This window comes from Microbacterium sp. 8M (assembly GCF_902506375.1).
Classification (GTDB): domain Bacteria; phylum Actinomycetota; class Actinomycetes; order Actinomycetales; family Microbacteriaceae; genus Microbacterium.
In genome coordinates this window covers 2,493,038-2,508,855 of the sequence record NZ_LR733284.1, presented here as the reverse complement: position 1 = coordinate 2,508,855, position 15,818 = coordinate 2,493,038, and the positions used below count along the sequence as shown (strand labels likewise).

Below are 15,818 nucleotides of genomic sequence, written 5' to 3'. Positions count from 1 at the left end.
GACATGGACGGCATGAAACAGGCGCGCCCGGCGGCGCGCCACGACATGCGACCGCCCGCCGGCGGCGGCGGCGACGCGGCGGCAGCACAGCGCGCGTTCGCGAGCCACGCCGTGCCGGCCGAGCGGATCTCCGTCGCGCCGCACGTGCGCACCCTCGTTCTCACGGCATGCGGCGGGGATCCCGCGGTGGCCGACGCACTGCTGGCGGCGCTGGGGCCCGAGCACCGTCGCGGCTGGCGCGCGCTGCCGGTCCCGCTGCCGCAGCTGCCCGCTCACACGGCCCACCTCGCGCGCGTGCTGCCGGTGGGCGCCGACCCGGACGTCATGCTCGCCCTGGCGCTGTGCGGTCGCGGCCCGGCCACAGTGCTGCGCGAGATCACGCAAGACGCAGAGGATCACGTCCTGGCATCGCCGTCGGGCCGTCTCCTCGAGGTGCACGGCGGCGCCTTCCGGCTGGGCGACCCGGCGCTGCGCACGTCCTTGCTGGCGGTATCGACGGCCGCGGATCGCGCCAGGGCCCACGGCATCTTGGCGACCGCGTTCGCGGAGGCGGGAGCCGCGGACACGGCGCTGTGGCACCGCGCGTGCGCTTCGGCGACCGGCGACCCGGCGTTCGTCGAGCCGCTGCTGGCGCAGTCGCGCGCCGCTCTGCAGAGCGGAGCCGCGTCACGCGCCTGGGCTCGCGCGGTGGAGGCCGTGGAACACGCGCCGTCCGGAACACCGGCTCACGCGACGGCACTGCTGTGGGCGGCGCGCGCGGCGCTGGCCGGCGGATGGGTGACCGACGCCCTGGAGTGCGCGCAGCGGTCATCGCGCATCGGCGCCGCCTCTCGCGCCACGGCCGCGGAGGTGCTCGTCCTCGCGCACACGCTGCGACACGGCGCGGCGTGGCTCGCCGCAGGCGGGCGGCTGCCGCTCGGGGCCGAAGAGCGCGCGGCCCTGCAGGTGTGGTCCGCAGCGCGGGCGGGGGAGCGCAGGAGCGGGGACGCCGCCGTGGCGGACGACGGCATCGAGCGCGTCGCACACGCCCTCGGCCTCGGCCTGGGCGGCGACCCGGATGCCGGGCTGCGTGCCCTCGCCGAGCCGGATCCGCGTCATGCCGCCGGCGCGATCGCAGGGCTGCCGGCGCGGGCGCCCCTGCTCCGGGCGCGCCGTGCGGTCGCCGAGGTGCTGCTCCACGTGTGGGCCGGACGGATGGGCGTGGCCCTGGAACTGCTGCGCTCCGGCGCCGCCGAGCTTCCGGTCGCGCTGCCGTTCGCCGGGCTGGCCGTCACGCTGTCCCGTCGGCTCGAGCTGGCGGTCGAGGGCAGGGTCGGTCAGAGCTCGCGCGACCTCGACGCCGCAGTGCCATGGCCGTGCGAGCCGGGCGGGTTCGTGGACCGTGCGATCCACGCCTATCTGCAGGGGCGCAGCGACGAGGCGGCGGTGCACCTGGGGCTCTGGCACGACCGGGACCGGCCCGCGGAGGCGTTCGGGGTGCCGGCGCTGGACGAGGTCGGGCCGCTGGGAGGGCCGGGCGCGCCGGAGCCTCCGGAGGGGACCGCCGCTCGTGCGCTCCGCGAGCGGGTGCGTGCGGCGCGGGAGGGGTCGTGGCGCACCGACCTCGATGCCGTGGCCGAGGAGAGCAGAGGGATCCGCTCGCCCTTCGAACGCGCCAGGGTGGAGGCGCTGCTGGGATCATCGTGCGCGGCACGGGGCGACCCGGGGCGTGGCGTGCGGCATCTGCGTGCGGCCCGGAGCCTCTTCGAAGAGTCCGGCGCCCTGGCCTGGCGCGACATGGTGGACCGCCGGTTGCGCACCCTGGCCGCGCAGGATCCGCGCGGCAACGCAAGCGATGCCGACGGGGGCGTGTCGTCGCCCCTGTCGGTGTGCCGTGCCGTGTGGCAGCCCATTCTCACGACGCGCGAGCTCGAGGTGGCGCTGCTGATGGCGGAGGGGCGCAGCAATCGCGAGATCGCGCGGGCCCTGCACGTCTCGGTGCGCACCGTGGAGGTGCACGGAGGGCGGATCTTCGCCAAGCTCGACGTGCGCACCCGGCATGAGCTGACCGTGCTCGCTCACCGGACGGATCAGCATCTCTGAGGCGGATCGTCCTGCACGTCTCAACCGGGCAGACGAAGCTCTCCGTCGGATGCCTCGACCAGGCCGTCGGTGATCAGGGAGTCGATAGCACGGTAGCGCTGCCCCGGATCAGGCCATTCCGCCAGCACGACATCGGCCGGCAGACGATGGCCGTCGGCATGCCGGAGGGCACGCAGCACGCCGCCGCGCGCCTGCCGGTCCGATCCCTCGTAGCGCGCCTGCTTGCGCCGCCGGTCCTCGCTCGCGGGGTAGCCGGCGGCACGCCAGGCGCACGTCGGCGCGAGGGGACAGCGATCGCACTCGGGGGAGCGGGCGGTGCACACCGTCGCGCCCAGCTCCATGGTCGCGGCGTTCACCACCGCCGCATCCTCGGCTGCGGCAGGGAGCAGAGCGAGCATGTCGTCGAGGTCGCGCCGCGACGGCGGGTCGGGTTGGGCCCTTCCGTGCACGGCACGCGCGATGACGCGCCGGGTGTTGGTGTCGACGACGGGGTGCCGATCCCCGAAGGCGAAGACGGCCACGGCGCGCGCCGTGTAGTCGCCGATGCCGGGCAGGGCGAGCAGCGATGCCACGTCGCGAGGAGTGACTCCGTCGTGCTGGTCGCGGATCGCCGTCGCCGCCCGGTGCAGCCAGAGCGCACGCCGCGGATAGCCCAGGTTCGCCCACTGCTGCAGCACCTCGGCGCCGGTCGCGGACGCGAGCGCGCGCGGGTCCGGCCAGCGCGCGAGCCATGCCTGCAGATGCGGGATCACGCGCGCGACGGGGGTCTGCTGCAGCATGAACTCGCTCACCAGCACGCCCCACGCGCCGTACTGCGCGAGGTATTCGGGCCGCCGCCACGGCAGGTCGCGGGCATGCGCGCGGTACCAGGCGATGAGCTCTGGCGCGCCGCGCGTCGAGGAAGGCGGCATGGCTCTAGCCTACGAGTGCCGGCAGGCATCGCCGGCGCGGCTGGGGGGCCGCTTCATGCATCCGATGGAAGGCCGGAGATGACGACGAGGTTCCTGTGCTGTGCTGCCGCTGTGCTCGTGATGACGGGATTGGTCGCCTGTGCGCCCACAACCGCGGGTTCGCCTCCTTCATCGACAGCCACGGCACCTTCCGCGACGCCGAACTCGACCTCGACTCACACGGTCATCACGCCTCCCGCCTCGGCCGCGCCGGCCGAGGATCCATCATCGCCGCCGACCTGGATCATCACGGCTGCGGGCGTGGGCCCGGTGCGGCTCGGCGACAAGGTGTCAGCCGTCCAGGATCTGAGCGGCTGGTCGGTCCAGGACAGCTGCCGCTGGGCAGGATTCTGGGCGGATAGTGAGCTGCAGCTCGCGGTGGCGGGTGATGCCACCGAGACCGACCCCGGGATTGCCGAGATCACCGTCCTTGGCTCGACGACGGGTCCGCGACCGCACACGGACACGGGGATCAGCGTCGGCTCGACGGAGGATCAGGTACGCGCCGCGTATCCCGGGGCGGCTGAGGGTTCGGGCGTGTACGGCCCGTGGCTTCGCGCGGGTGCCCCCGCGCAGGGGGCGATCTTCTTCACCCTGTACGAGGACTCCCGCACCGTGCGCCAGGTGACGGTGACGACGCGTGAGAAGCCGTCGTCGGAGTTCTGCGGCTGAGCCGGACCACGGGCGGACCCTCTGCGTCGCAGGGGATCGCGGGCCCCAATAGGGTAGGGGGATGGCAACCAGCGGGATCCTGCTCGTCGACAAGCCGGGCGGGATGACGAGTCACGACGTCGTCGCCCGCACCCGCCGGGCGTTCGGCACTCGGAAGGTCGGTCACGCAGGCACCCTCGATCCGATGGCCACGGGTCTGCTCGTCATCGGCATCGAGGCCGCCACGCGGCTCCTGACGTTCGTGGTCGGCGCCGACAAGACGTATCGCGCCACGATCCGGCTCGGCCAGAGCACCGGCACCGACGATGCCGACGGCGACATCACCGCCGTCGCCGACCCGGACCGCGTCGCCGCCCTCACCGCGGAGCAGATCCATGCCGGCGTCTCGGCCCTCACCGGCGCCATCTCGCAGGTGCCCAGCGCGGTCTCCGCGATCAAGGTCGACGGACGCAGGGCCTATGACCGTGTGCGGGCGGGGGAGGAGGTCGTCCTCGCCGCCCGCGACGTGGTCGTCTCCCGGTTCGACGTGCTCGACGACCGCCCGGGTCCTGCCACAGGCGCAGGGGCCGGGACGCGCGACCTCGACGTGATCGTCGACTGCTCCTCCGGCACCTACATCCGCGCGCTCGCCCGCGACCTCGGGGCCGCGCTCGGCGTCGGGGCGCACCTCACGGCACTGCGGCGCACACGGGTCGGCCCGTTCGACGTCGTGGAGGCGACGGGGCTCGAAGGCCTCGCAGACGCTCGGCCGCTCACGGCGGCCGAGGCCGCGGGCCGGATCCTGCCCGTGCTCCCGGTGACCGCGCCGGAGGCCGTCGACCTCCGCCACGGAAAACGCTTGGTCGGGCAGCGTGGCAGACTCGAGGGCGTCCGTGCCGCAGCGATCGATCCCGATGGGGCGCTGATCGGGATCGTGGAGCGCCGCGGCGACGATCTGAAGAGCGCCATGAACATGCCGGAGGGGGCGTCATGATCCTGTGGTTCACCGCTGTGCAGATCGCGGTCGCCGTCGCGGCCGGCCTGTTCTGCCTCATCATGGGCTTCGCGGGCAAGCGCCCCGGCGACTGGACGGTCGGATCCCTGGCCCTCATCGAACTCCTCCTGATCGTGCAGGTGGTGATGGCGATCGTCTCCCCGTTCGCGGGCAACCCGGCGCTCGGCGATCCACTCGAGTACGGCGTGTACCTGGTGTCGGCCGTGCTGCTGCCGATCGGCGGCGGGCTGTGGGCGCTGCTGGAACGATCCCGATGGAGCACGGTGATCATGGGCGTCGTCGCCCTCTCGCTGGCGGTGATGATCTGGCGGATGCAGGTGATCTGGACGACCCCGATGCACGGTTGAGCCCGTGCCCCTCGGCGGCCGTCGCGTCGGCGCGGTTCCGTAGAATGGACCTGCCATGAGCACCGCGCATCCCACGACCCCGTCCGACTCCTCCTCCCCGGTGGAGGGCGCGTCCGACACCACTTCCGTGCGGCCGCGGATGCGCGGCATCGGGCGCGTGCTCGTGATCGTGTACGCGGTGATGGCGCTCGGTGCGACCGGCCGTTCGTTTGTGCAGATCGCGCGCGCCTTCGACCAGGCCCCGCTCGCCTACACGCTGTCTGCCGTCTCGGCCGTGGTGTACATCGTGGCAACCTTGGCGCTGATCCTCTCCGGCCGCCCCGGCTGGTATCGCGTCGCCTGGGTCGCCATCGCGTTCGAGCTCGTCGGGGTGCTCGTCGTCGGCACCCTGAGCCTCACCCATCCCGCGCTCTTCCAGCACCAGACGGTGTGGTCGCAGTTCGGCCTCGGCTACGTCCTCATCCCGCTGTTCCTGCCGATGGTGGGACTGTGGTGGCTGATCGCGCACCGGCCCTCCCCGCCCGCGGCAGGTGCCGCGCCGGCGTCAGAAGGATCCGCCGCATGATCGTCTTCCGGGATCCGGCCGACGTGCCCGCCGACTTCGGCCGGACGGTGGCCGCGATCGGCAAGTTCGACGGCGTGCACTCCGGCCATCGCGCCGTGTTCCGACGCGCGCAGCTGGATGCCGCCCGCATCGGCGCGAAGACCGTCGCGGTGACGTTCGACCGCAACCCGCTCAGCGTGCTGCGCCCCGATCGCTGCCCGGACGACCTGGTGTCGGTGGAGCGCAAGATCGAGCTGCTCTCGGAGTGCGGGCTCGATGCGGTGCTCGTGCTGACCTTCGACGAGGAGCTGGCGGCGCGCACCGCCGAGGAGTTCGTAGCGTCGATCCTCGTCGGCGCGCTGCATGTCGCCACGGTGCTGGTGGGCCGGGACTTCCGCTTCGGCCGCGGAGGCAGCGGAACGCCCGCTCTGCTGGCGCAGCTGGGCGAGCGCTTCGACTTCACGGTCGACGAGATCGAGGACGTGTTCCTCGCGGGCACCGATCGCCGGGTCTCCTCGTCGTGGGTGCGCGAGCTGCTCGCGGCCGGCGACGTCACCCTCGCCGGCGCCGTGCTGGGTCGCCCGGTCTCCGTGCGCGGAGAGGTCGTGCACGGTCTCAAGCGCGGCCGCGAACTCGGCTTCCCCACGGCGAACCTCCCTGCCTTACTCGACGAGATGGTGCCTGCCGACGGCGTCTACGCCGGGCGCCTGGTCGACCACACGACGGGCGAGACGCATCCCGCCGCGATCTCCGTCGGGACGAACCCCACCTTCGACGACGTGCCGCAGCGTCAGGTGGAGGCGCATGTGATCGACGGCGCGGGACTCGATCTGTACGGCCACGACGTGACGGTGGAGTTCACCCACCGGCTGCGCGGCATGGTCGCTTTCGACAGCATGGAGGCGCTCATCGCAGGCATCGCCTCGGACGTCGCCCAGGCACGCGACCTGCTGGGCGTGCCTCCGGTGCTCGAGCGCCCCTGATCGCCGCCCACGTTCGCGGACGCGCGCACCGGGTGACCGAGTGACGGCGCGAGTGGCGTAAACTGGCCGCGAACCCGTTGTGTTCGACGTGCGCGATGCACGCCTGCGGGGTTCGCCGTCCGCCCGGTCCGCGCACTGCCGACCGACAGTCGCCGTCCGCGGACATCGCATCGCCCGGAGGCACCGCCGTCCGGACGGTCATTGTTCGGACCAGTCGCCGTCCGTGTGGGACGGCATCCACGCTCAGGAGGAGCATGCCGACCACGGCGACCGCCACCCGGCGGAAGAAGACGTCGCGCCGAGACGAGGACGCGCCGCTGATCCCGATCCTCGCGCGCAAGGTCCGCGAGGTCGAGGCCAAGGCCCAGCACGGGAAGCTCGGCCCCACGAATCGCGTCAAGTTCCAGGTGATCGCGTTCCTGGTGCGCGAGGAGCGCGCCAGGGTCAAGAGCGACCCCGAGCTCGGCGACGCCGCCCGGGCGGAGCTGCTCAAGCGCCTGGACGGGGTGGCCACCATCCTGGCGAAGACGGCCGCGCGCGACACGTCGCTGATCCAGCTGCTCGAGGCCGACCAGGCCACGAGCCCGGTCGCCAAGCGGATGCGCCGCGACTGGCTGCTGGAGTCCGGCGCCGAGCTCGCCCCGGAGGAGCTGGTGATCGCCGACGTCGTCCGCGTGCAGCAGGCGCCCGTCGTGCCCGCGGCGCTCGCCGAGCGTCAGGTGACGCCGCCCTCGGTCGAGTCGCGAATGCTCGCCAACCCGTTCCGCGCCCCCGACCTCACGCCGCGACCCGCCGCGACCCCGCGCCGCCGACTGGACGGCTGGGAGCTGATGGGGCCGCTCTACAAGGCGTTCGAGACGGGCGCCGGCGGCGGCATGGCGTCGATGGAGCTCCCGCCTCTGCCCGAGTACGACCACGTCTCGCCGAAGGGGCTGGAGGTGATGGTGCACCAGTCACGGTTCCTGGAGGCCGTGCGCGCGGGGCACCGCTCCTTCCTGCTCGCGGACGAGCCCGGCCTCGGCAAGACCGCGCAGTCGGTCCTTGCCGCGTCGGTCGCCAACGCCTATCCGCTGCTCGTCGTCGTGCCGAACGTCGTGAAGATGAACTGGGCGCGCGAGGTGGAGCGGTGGACGCCGCAGCGCCGCGCCGCGGTGATCCAAGGCGACGGCCAGGACGTCGACGCCTTCGCCGATGTCTTCATCGTGAACTACGAGATCCTCGATCGTCACCTCTCCTGGCTCGGCGAGATCGGCCTGCGCGGCATGGTCGTCGACGAGGCGCACTTCATCAAGAACCTGTCGTCGCAGCGCTCGCAGAACGTGCTCGCGCTCGCCTCCCGGATCCGCGAGCAGTCCTCGAACGGCCGCCCGCTGCTGATGGCGCTGACCGGAACGCCGCTGATCAACGACGTCGAGGACTTCGACGCCATCTGGCGCTTCCTGGGCTGGACCAACGGCGAGCGCCCGTCTCTGGAGCTGGCGGACAAGCTCGACGCCACCGGGCTCACGCCTGCGGACAAGGCGTTCTACAGCGAGGCCAGGGATGCTGTCATCTCGATGGGCATCGTGCGCCGCAAGAAGAAGGACGTCGCGGCCGACCTGCCGGACAAGCTCATCGCGGATCTGCCGGTGCAGCTGGACGACGAGTTCGGCCGCAGCATCCGTCAGGCCGAGGCGGAGCTCGGTGCGCGGATGGCGGCGAAGTACCGCCGCATCATCGAGGCGCGCGGCGACCGCGGCCTGGCGCACGGAGAGATCGACGAGGACATCGTCCGCCTCGTCGCCCACGGCGAGCTGGAGGAGTCGAAGGCCGCGGGCACCGGGGGCGACAACGTCTTCACGATGGTGCGCAAGATCGGTCAGGCCAAGGCGCTGCTCGCGGCCGACTACGCGGCGCAGCTGCAGCGCTCCGTGGGCAAGGTGGTGTTCTTCGCCAAGCACATCGACGTCATGGATCAGGCGGAGGCGCACTTCGCGGCCGCCGGGATCCGCGCGGTCTCGATCCGCGGCGATCAGTCCACCCCGGCGCGTCAGCAGGCCATCGACGCGTTCAACAACGACTCCGAGGTCGGGATCGCCGTCTGCTCGTTGACGGCGGCCGGCGTCGGCGTGAACCTGCAGACCGCATCGAACGTGGTGCTCGCCGAGCTCAGCTGGACAGCGGCCGAGCAGACCCAGGCGATCGACCGTGTGCATCGCATCGGCCAGGACGAGCCGGTCACCGCATGGCGCATCATCGCGGCGCACACGCTCGACACGAAGATCGCCGAGCTCATCGACCAGAAGCAGGGGCTCGCCGCGCGTGCCCTGGACGGCGAAGCCGTGGAGGAGGGCGCGAGCGAGTCGGTGCAGCTGGCGGCGCTCATGCATCTGCTCCGGGAGGCACTGGGCGGCGCCTGAAACGGCCAGATCACTGTCAAGAACGGCGCTTCTTCTCCGCGATTCGCGGGTTGAAGCGCCGTTCTTCGTCAAGAAGGTCGAAAGTCCGGGATGAGGCTTGTAAGAATCCCGGTTTTCGGCGGCCCGGAATGGCGCCCGGGTGCCGTTGGGCACTAGGGTCGAACGAGGCAATGGTGCCGCGCTTCTTTTCCCCCATCCCTTCCCGAGGACGACCCATGAAGATCGGCATCCTGACCAGCGGTGGCGACTGCCCCGGCCTGAACGCGGTCATCCGCGGCATCGTGCTCAAGGGCACCGAGGCCTACGGCCTCGAATTCGTCGGAATCCGCGACGGCTGGCGCGGCGTCGTCGACGGCGACTTCTTCCCTCTCACCCGGCACGAGGTCAAGGGCCTCTCGAAGGTCGGCGGAACGATCCTCGGCACCAGCCGCACCAACCCCTATGAGGGCCCGCGCGGCGGGGCGGAGAACATCGCCAAGACGCTGTTCGGACACAAGATCGACGGCATCATCGCGATCGGCGGCGAGGGGACGCTCGCGGCGGCGGACCGCCTGTTCAAGGAGGGGATCAACGTCGTCGGGGTGCCCAAGACGATCGACAACGACCTGCGCGCCACCGACTACTCGTTCGGCTTCGACACCGCCGTCAACATCGCGACCGAGGCGATGGACCGGCTGCGCACCACCGGCGATTCGCACCGGCGCTGCATGGTCGCCGAGGTCATGGGCCGCCACGTCGGCTGGATCGCCCTGCACGCGGGGATCGCGGCAGGCGCGCACGTCATCTGCATCCCCGAGGTGCCGATGTCGCTCGAGGAGATCGCCGCTCTCGTGACCAGCGCGAACGATCGCGGGCGGGCTCCGCTCGTCGTGGTCTCCGAGGGCTTCAAGCTCAAGGACATGGACGAGGCGTACAGCGACAAGGGCCTGGATGCCTTCAACCGCCCGCGGCTCGGCGGCATCGGCGATCTGCTCGCCCCCGAGATCGAACGGCTCACGGGCATCGAGACCCGCGCGACGATCCTCGGCCACATCCAGCGCGGCGGCGCCCCGTCCGCCTTCGACCGCGTCCTTGCGACCCGCCTCGGCATGCACGCCGCGGATGCGGTCGTCGAGGGGGCGTGGGGACAGATGGTCGCCCTGCACGCCACCGAGATCGTCCGGGTGCCGTTCGCGGACGCCCTCGGCGAGCTCAACACGGTTCCGCGCAACCGCTACGACGCCGCAGCCACGCTCTTCGGGTGACCCTGCGCGCCGCGTCGCGGTAGCGCGTCGCTGCAGCGCATCCCGGTCTCCTCGCGTGAAGACAGGCGATCACGCCAGAACAGGCGATACGTCGCGCCGATCGCCTGTTCCCGCGTGAAGGCCTGTTCCCGCGTCGCTCGCGAGTCTCGCGGAAGGGCTGAGGAAGCCGCTCAGCGCGGCAGATGCCGGCCCTGTGCGATCGCGTTGAGGATGGTCGTCTGGGGTACGTCCCAGAGCCCTTCGAGTGCCGCCGCGGTGACGCACGTCGGTCGACCGCCGACAGCGGCGGCGCGCACACGTCGTTCGTCGCAGTCCTGCGTGACGAGCCACGATCGGCGGATCCGACGCAATCGCCCACAGGCGACCTCGTTGCGGACGGTGTGCTCGGTGAACCCCGCCTGCCGCAGTGTCGAGGAGTGGGCGATGCCCCGCCTCGCCCGCACCCATTCCGCCGGACCCTCTTCACGCATCGGACCAGTGTGCGCGACCGTCGCGGCCTCCGGGGCGGCTGGTCCGGTACCGGTGAGAGGAGGGACTCAGTCGCCGGCTGTGCAGGACACATGCTCCGTGGCACCCGGCAACGCGAGAACAGGCGATCACGCCGAATCAGGCGATCGGATCCCGGATCCGCCTGTTCTCGCGTGTCCGCCTGTTCTCGCGGGGGATCACGAGCGGTGTGCGCGTGCGCGGCGCCCGCTCACACCTCGGCGGCGCCCAGGCGGTCCAGGATCCAGGCGAGCTCGAAGGCGCGCTCGCGCCAGGAGTTGTACCGTCCGCTGACGCCGCCGTGGCCGGCGACCATCTCGCACTTGAGCAGCACGTCCTCCGCCCCGGCGTCGCGCAGGCGCGCGACCCACTTGGCGGGCTCCACGTAGAGGACCCGCGTGTCGTTCAGCGACGTGACCGCGAGGATCGACGGATAGGCGACGCCGTCGCGCACGTTCTCGTACGGCGTGTACGACTTCATGTACGCGTACACCTCCGCGTCGTGCAGCGGATCGCCCCATTCGTCCCACTCGATCACGGTGAGCGGCAGTGAAGGATCCAGGATCGTGGTGAGCGCGTCCACGAACGGCACGGACGCGAGCACGCCGCCGAAGAGCTCCGGCGCGAGGTTCACGACCGCTCCCATGAGCAGGCCCCCGGCGCTGCCGCCCTCGGCGACCATCCGCTCCGGGACCGTGACGCCGGAGGAGACGAGGTGGCGGGCCGCGGCGACGAAGTCGGTGAAGGTGTTGGTCTTCCGGCCCAGCTTGCCGTCCTCGTACCACTGCCGGCCCATCTCGCCGCCGCCGCGCACGTGCGCGACCGCGAACACCACGCCGCGGTCCAGCTCGCTCAGGCGCATGACGGAGAAGCCCGGGTCGATCGAGTGCTCGTACGAGCCGTAGCCGTACAGGTGCACCGGGCGTGCGGCGGCGCCGGGCTCACCGAACGAGCGCTTCCACACCAGCGAGATCGGCACGCGCGTGCCGTCGTCGGCGACCGCCCAGTCGCGGCGCTGTCCGTACTCGGCCGGGTCGTAACCGCCGAGCACGGGCTGGCGCTTGCGCAGGTGCAGGGTGCCGGTCGCCAGCTCCAGGTCGTACACGGTCGCCGGGGTCACGAAGGATCCGTAGCCCAGCCGCAGGAACGGGGCGGCCCATTCCGGGTTGCCGCCGAAGCCGGCCGAGTACAGCGGTTCGTCGAAGGCGAGCTCGTCCAGGGCCCCGGTTGCCGGATCCATCAGCGCGATGCGCTCCAGGCCCTCGAAGCGGTACGCGACCACCGTGACGTCGCGGAACGCGTCGACGTCGAGCAGGCGCCGTCCCGGCGTGTGCGGCAGCACCACGCGGCGCTCGCCCTGAGGGTCGGCGGCGGACACGGCGACCAGCTCGAAGTCCAGGGCGCCGTCGTTGTGCAGGATCAGCAGTTCATCGCGGCCGTCGACCACGGCGTGCTCGATGGAGTACTCGACGCCCTCCCGGCGCGGCCAGACCACGCGCGGCGGAGCGGTGAGATCGTCCAGGTCGACGAGCAGCTCCTCGCTCGTGATCGAGGATCCGACGCCGATGACGAGGTACTTGCGGCTGCGGGTGATCCCGGCGCCGAGCCAGAACCGCTCGTCGGGCTCGTGGAACAGCTGCACGTCGTCCGACACCGGCGTGCCGATGCGGTGCAGCCACAGGGTGTCCGGACGCCAGGACTCGTCGACGGTCGTGTAGATCACTGAGGCGCCGTCGGGCGTGAAGAACGCGCCGGATGTGCCGGGGATCTCGTCGGGGAGCGTCTCGCCGGTGACGAGGTCGCGCACGTGCACCGTGTACCGCTCGTCGCCCTCGAAGTCGGTCGACCAGAGCAGCCGGGTGGCATCGTCCGACACGTCGAAGGCGCCCATCGCGAAGAACTCGTGTCCCTCGGCCTCCACGTTGCCGTCGAGCAGGATCTGCTCGCCGGGCACCGGAACGGCCGGATCCAGCACCGGGGGCGTCCAATCTTCGCGGGAGGAGACCGCGGCGCGGCACTGCAGGCCGTACTGCTGCCCCTCGACCGTGCGGCCGTAGTACCACCAGTCGCCGCGGCGGGTCGGCACCGAGAGGTCCGACTCCTGCACGCGCCCCTTGATCTCCTGGAACAGGGTCTCGCGCAAGGGCTCCAGGTGCGCGAGACGCGCCTCCGTGTAGGCGTTCTCGGCCTCGAGGTGCGCGATCACCTCGGGATCGTCCTTCGCGCGCAGCCAGTCGTAGGGATCGTCGAACACGTCGCCGTGGTGGCTGCGGATCCGGGAGCGGCGCGCGGCGCGCGGCGGGACGAGTGAAGAAGGGCCGGATGATGCGGAGACGGAGGTCACCTTCCCACGCTAGCCGAGGGCGGGGTCAGGTGGCTCGTACGGGGAACCGGGCCCGAGTTGACCGGCCTGGGCCGGGGTGGGAGGATGCAAAGCGGCCCGTTAACGGATGCTGTCCTCCCGGTGAACTCTTCGTTCGTCACGTCCCTCCACTTCCCGAAAGCGAACGGTGGAAACCGCAGCCCTCATCGTCGTGCTGGTGATCCTGCTGGCACTCTTCTTCGACTTCACCAACGGCTTCCATGACACGGCGAACGCCATGGCGACCCCGATCGCGACCGGCGCGCTCAAGCCGCGCACCGCGGTCATGCTGGCCGCCGGCCTGAACCTCGTCGGGGCGTTCCTGTCGACCGAGGTGTCCAAGACCATCTCGGGCGGGATCGTCCGCGAGGACCAGATCCACAGCGATCTGTTCCCGGCCCTGATCTTCGCGGGCCTGATCGGCGCGATCACCTGGAACATGCTCACGTGGCTGCTGGGGCTTCCGTCCAGCTCCTCGCACGCGCTGTTCGGCGGTCTCATCGGCGCCACGCTCGTCGGCATCGGCCTGAACGGCATCGACTTCGGCGCCGTGCTGTCGAAGGTCGTGCTGCCCGCCCTGATCGCGCCGGTGACCGCCGGCCTCATCGCGTTCCTCGCCACGAAGCTCGCGTACCTCATCACCCGCCGCTACGACGGCAAACCGGACGGCCGCAGCGGCTTCCGCTGGGGACAGATCTTCACGTCCTCGCTGGTCGCGCTCGCGCACGGCACGAACGACGCCCAGAAGACGATGGGCGTCATCACCCTCGCCCTCATCACCGTCGGCTGGCAGTCCGGCGCCCATCACGAGCCGCAGCTGTGGGTCATCGTCGCCTGCGCCTGCACGATCGCCCTCGGCACCTACCTCGGCGGCTGGCGCATCATCCGCACCCTCGGCCGCGGACTCACCGACGTGAAGCCCGCCCAGGGCTTCGCGGCCGAGACGTCCACAGCCGCCACGATCCTCGCCTCCAGCGCCCTCGGCTTCGCGCTGTCCACCACGCAGGTCGCCTCCGGATCCGTGATCGGATCCGGACTGGGCCGGCGCGGATCCGCCGTGCGCTGGCGCACCGCCGGACGCATCGCCATCGGGTGGGTGCTCACGCTCCCGGCTGCGGCGGCCGTCGGCGCCCTCGCAGCGCTCATCGTGGTCATCGGCGGCGGCTGGGGCGTGCTCATCGACGCGATCCTGGCGCTCGCAGTGATCATCGGGCTGTTCCTGCGCTCCCGCCGCAACGCGGTCACCGCGAACAACGCCTTCAGCGAGGTGGCCGACTCCGGCCGCGCCGTCGAGGTGCCCGAGGAGCCGCCGCTCACTCCGCGTCAGGCACGCGCGCAGCGGGCGCGCGAACGCGCGAAGGCGAAGGCGAAGGCCAAGGAGAAGGGGGCGGAGCGATGACCGTGGTCATCCACTGGGAGGCGTTCTTCCAGGTGCTCGGCGCCGCGCTGATCGGCACGCTGATCGTGGTCGGGTTCTACGCGCTCGGCCTGCGCATGCTGGTGCGCTCCGGGCGGGTGCCCGTGGTCACGCCCGTGGAGTTCACCGACGCGATCACGGTGATCAGCGAGAAGGAGGCGAAGCGGGCCGCGAAGGCCGCGGCGAAGGCCGCCCGCAAGAGCCCCCTGAGCGAGGGGGAGAAGGTGCTCGCGCTCGTCGCCGCCTATGCCTGCTTCGCGGTGTGCACGGCGGCGGTCGTCGGCGGCATCCTCCTCATCGTCCTGAAGTAGCCGCACCCCTCCCGGACGCGCGTGCGCCAGGCCCGCGTCCGCAGCTGCGGCTAGCCTGGGGGCATGACAGTGCAGTTCGGTCGCTATGCGCCGCCCACGCACACCCTCGTGCACCTGAGCGATCCGCACCTGCTCGCCGGTGGCGCCGCCCTGGGCGGTCGCTTCGACGTGGACCGCACCCTGGCGCGCACCCTGGCGGCGATCGAGAACGCCGTCGAGCGCCCCGACGCGATCGTGGTCACCGGTGACCTCGCCGACCTCGGCGAACCCGACGCGTACCGGCGGCTCCGTGCCGCGGTGGAGCCTGTCTCGGAACGTCTGGGCGCGCCGGTGATCTGGGTCGCGGGCAACCACGACGAGCGCCCGGCGCTGCGTGAGCACCTGCTCGCCGCGCCGCCCAGCGAGGATCCGCTCACCGCCGTCTGGGACCTGAACGGTCTGCGCGTGATCGCCCTGGACTCCACCGTCCCCGGCTGGCACCACGGCGACCTGGACGAGGCGCAGCGGGCCTGGCTGGCCGAGCAGCTGGCGACGCCCGCACCGCACGGCACGCTGCTGGCGATGCACCATCCTCCGGTGCCCAGTCACATCCCGTTCTTCGACATCCTCGAGCTGCGCCATCAGGACGAGCTCGCCGAGATCGTGCGCGGATCCGACGTGCGGGGCATCCTCGCCGGGCACCTGCACTACTCGCTGCACGCCACGTTCGCCGGGATCCCGGTGAGCGTCGCGAGCGCCACGTGCTACACGATGGACGTCGCGAGCCCGGGGGACCGGGTGAACGGCATGGACGCGGCGCAGTCGTTCCAGCTCGTGCACGTGCGGCCCGAGACGATCACGCACACCGTGGTGCCGGTGGTCGAGGCGACCCCGGTGGACACGTTCAGCCCGGAATGGGTCGCCCGGATGGCGCAGCTGACCCCGCAGCAGCGGCTGGAGGCGTTCTCGCGCAAACCGGGACGGTGACCGCGGACGGCTAAGATGGATGCATCCCCCTTCCCTGTTCGCCATCACCCACGAGGATGTG

At 71.7% G+C, this 15,818-nt stretch carries 14 protein-coding genes; 11 read left to right on the top strand and 3 right to left on the bottom strand.

The window, feature by feature from the left end; all coding sequences use genetic code 11:
- Positions 1-3: 3 nt before the first annotated feature.
- Positions 4-2,082 carry a LuxR C-terminal-related transcriptional regulator gene (locus tag AERO9AM_RS12035; protein WP_159576352.1) on the top strand — a complete coding sequence of 693 codons (2,079 nt, stop codon included), beginning with the start codon at positions 4-6 and terminating at the stop codon, positions 2,080-2,082.
- Between the two features lie 20 nt (positions 2,083-2,102).
- On the opposite strand, the gene AERO9AM_RS12030 is transcribed toward AERO9AM_RS12035, so the two are convergent.
- On the bottom strand, positions 2,103-2,993 hold the full coding sequence (locus AERO9AM_RS12030) for an A/G-specific adenine glycosylase (RefSeq protein ID WP_159576351.1): 891 nt from the start codon (positions 2,991-2,993) through the stop codon (positions 2,103-2,105).
- A 15-nt stretch (positions 2,994-3,008) separates the two neighbouring features.
- Between AERO9AM_RS12030 and AERO9AM_RS12025 the strand changes: the two genes are divergently transcribed.
- The 7 genes from AERO9AM_RS12025 to AERO9AM_RS11995 all read left to right on the top strand — a co-directional run bounded on the left by AERO9AM_RS12025 (position 3,009) and on the right by AERO9AM_RS11995 (position 10,215).
- Positions 3,009-3,704 carry a hypothetical protein gene (locus tag AERO9AM_RS12025; protein ID WP_159576350.1) on the top strand — a complete coding sequence of 232 codons (696 nt, stop codon included), beginning with the start codon at positions 3,009-3,011 and terminating at the stop codon, positions 3,702-3,704.
- 61 nt (positions 3,705-3,765) lie between these two features.
- Positions 3,766-4,677 (top strand): tRNA pseudouridine(55) synthase TruB, encoded by a 912-nt coding sequence (gene truB / locus AERO9AM_RS12020; protein WP_159576349.1) that lies wholly within the window; start codon positions 3,766-3,768, stop codon positions 4,675-4,677.
- A complete protein-coding gene (locus AERO9AM_RS12015) occupies positions 4,674-5,045 on the top strand; it encodes a hypothetical protein (protein WP_159576348.1) in 372 nt (123 codons plus the stop codon). The genes truB and AERO9AM_RS12015 overlap by 4 nt, the downstream gene beginning before the upstream one ends.
- 139 nt (positions 5,046-5,184) lie before the next feature.
- Entirely contained in the window at positions 5,185-5,610 is a 426-nt protein-coding gene (locus AERO9AM_RS12010; RefSeq protein WP_159577515.1) for a hypothetical protein, read from the top strand.
- Positions 5,607-6,572: a bifunctional riboflavin kinase/FAD synthetase gene (locus AERO9AM_RS12005; RefSeq protein WP_159576347.1), complete on the top strand. Its 966-nt coding sequence runs from the start codon at positions 5,607-5,609 to the stop codon at positions 6,570-6,572. The genes AERO9AM_RS12010 and AERO9AM_RS12005 overlap by 4 nt, the downstream gene beginning before the upstream one ends.
- 254 nt (positions 6,573-6,826) lie before the next feature.
- Positions 6,827-8,971 (top strand): DEAD/DEAH box helicase, encoded by a 2,145-nt coding sequence (locus AERO9AM_RS12000; protein ID WP_159576346.1) that lies wholly within the window; start codon positions 6,827-6,829, stop codon positions 8,969-8,971.
- A gap of 215 nt (positions 8,972-9,186) precedes the next feature.
- Positions 9,187-10,215, top strand: coding sequence for a 6-phosphofructokinase (locus AERO9AM_RS11995; protein ID WP_159576345.1), 1,029 nt, complete (start codon positions 9,187-9,189; stop codon positions 10,213-10,215).
- A gap of 170 nt (positions 10,216-10,385) precedes the next feature.
- Here AERO9AM_RS11995 and AERO9AM_RS11990 read toward each other — a convergent pair whose 3' ends face one another.
- Both AERO9AM_RS11990 and AERO9AM_RS11985 read right to left on the bottom strand, forming a co-directional pair.
- On the bottom strand, positions 10,386-10,685 hold the full coding sequence (locus AERO9AM_RS11990) for a hypothetical protein (protein WP_159576344.1): 300 nt from the start codon (positions 10,683-10,685) through the stop codon (positions 10,386-10,388).
- Between the two features lie 227 nt (positions 10,686-10,912).
- Positions 10,913-13,045: a S9 family peptidase gene (locus tag AERO9AM_RS11985; RefSeq protein ID WP_159576343.1), complete on the bottom strand. Its 2,133-nt coding sequence runs from the start codon at positions 13,043-13,045 to the stop codon at positions 10,913-10,915.
- Between the two features lie 166 nt (positions 13,046-13,211).
- On the opposite strand from AERO9AM_RS11985, the gene AERO9AM_RS11980 reads away from it, so the two are divergent.
- From AERO9AM_RS11980 to AERO9AM_RS11970, 3 genes are all read left to right on the top strand, one after another.
- Positions 13,212-14,462, top strand: a complete 1,251-nt coding sequence (locus AERO9AM_RS11980) for an inorganic phosphate transporter (RefSeq protein WP_159576342.1) — start codon at positions 13,212-13,214, stop codon at positions 14,460-14,462.
- The gene (locus AERO9AM_RS11975; RefSeq protein ID WP_159576341.1) at positions 14,459-14,791 is read left to right on the top strand and encodes a peptidase; all 333 of its coding nucleotides are present in this window, start codon (positions 14,459-14,461) and stop codon (positions 14,789-14,791) included. The genes AERO9AM_RS11980 and AERO9AM_RS11975 overlap by 4 nt, the downstream gene beginning before the upstream one ends.
- A gap of 63 nt (positions 14,792-14,854) precedes the next feature.
- The gene (locus tag AERO9AM_RS11970; RefSeq protein WP_159576340.1) at positions 14,855-15,757 is read left to right on the top strand and encodes a metallophosphoesterase; all 903 of its coding nucleotides are present in this window, start codon (positions 14,855-14,857) and stop codon (positions 15,755-15,757) included.
- Positions 15,758-15,818: the final 61 nt, after the last annotated feature.

Coding starts and splice junctions, on each gene's coding strand:
- AERO9AM_RS12035 (WP_159576352.1), top strand. CDS start 4: ATGGACGGCATGAAACAGGCGCGCCCGGCGGCGCGCCACGACATGCGA.
- AERO9AM_RS12030 (WP_159576351.1), bottom strand. CDS start 2,993: ATGCCGCCTTCCTCGACGCGCGGCGCGCCAGAGCTCATCGCCTGGTAC.
- truB (WP_159576349.1), top strand. CDS start 3,766: ATGGCAACCAGCGGGATCCTGCTCGTCGACAAGCCGGGCGGGATGACG.
- AERO9AM_RS12015 (WP_159576348.1), top strand. CDS start 4,674: ATGATCCTGTGGTTCACCGCTGTGCAGATCGCGGTCGCCGTCGCGGCC.
- AERO9AM_RS12010 (WP_159577515.1), top strand. CDS start 5,185: ATGCGCGGCATCGGGCGCGTGCTCGTGATCGTGTACGCGGTGATGGCG.
- AERO9AM_RS12005 (WP_159576347.1), top strand. CDS start 5,607: ATGATCGTCTTCCGGGATCCGGCCGACGTGCCCGCCGACTTCGGCCGG.
- AERO9AM_RS12000 (WP_159576346.1), top strand. CDS start 6,827: ATGCCGACCACGGCGACCGCCACCCGGCGGAAGAAGACGTCGCGCCGA.
- AERO9AM_RS11995 (WP_159576345.1), top strand. CDS start 9,187: ATGAAGATCGGCATCCTGACCAGCGGTGGCGACTGCCCCGGCCTGAAC.
- AERO9AM_RS11990 (WP_159576344.1), bottom strand. CDS start 10,685: ATGCGTGAAGAGGGTCCGGCGGAATGGGTGCGGGCGAGGCGGGGCATC.
- AERO9AM_RS11975 (WP_159576341.1), top strand. CDS start 14,459: ATGACCGTGGTCATCCACTGGGAGGCGTTCTTCCAGGTGCTCGGCGCC.
- AERO9AM_RS11970 (WP_159576340.1), top strand. CDS start 14,855: ATGACAGTGCAGTTCGGTCGCTATGCGCCGCCCACGCACACCCTCGTG.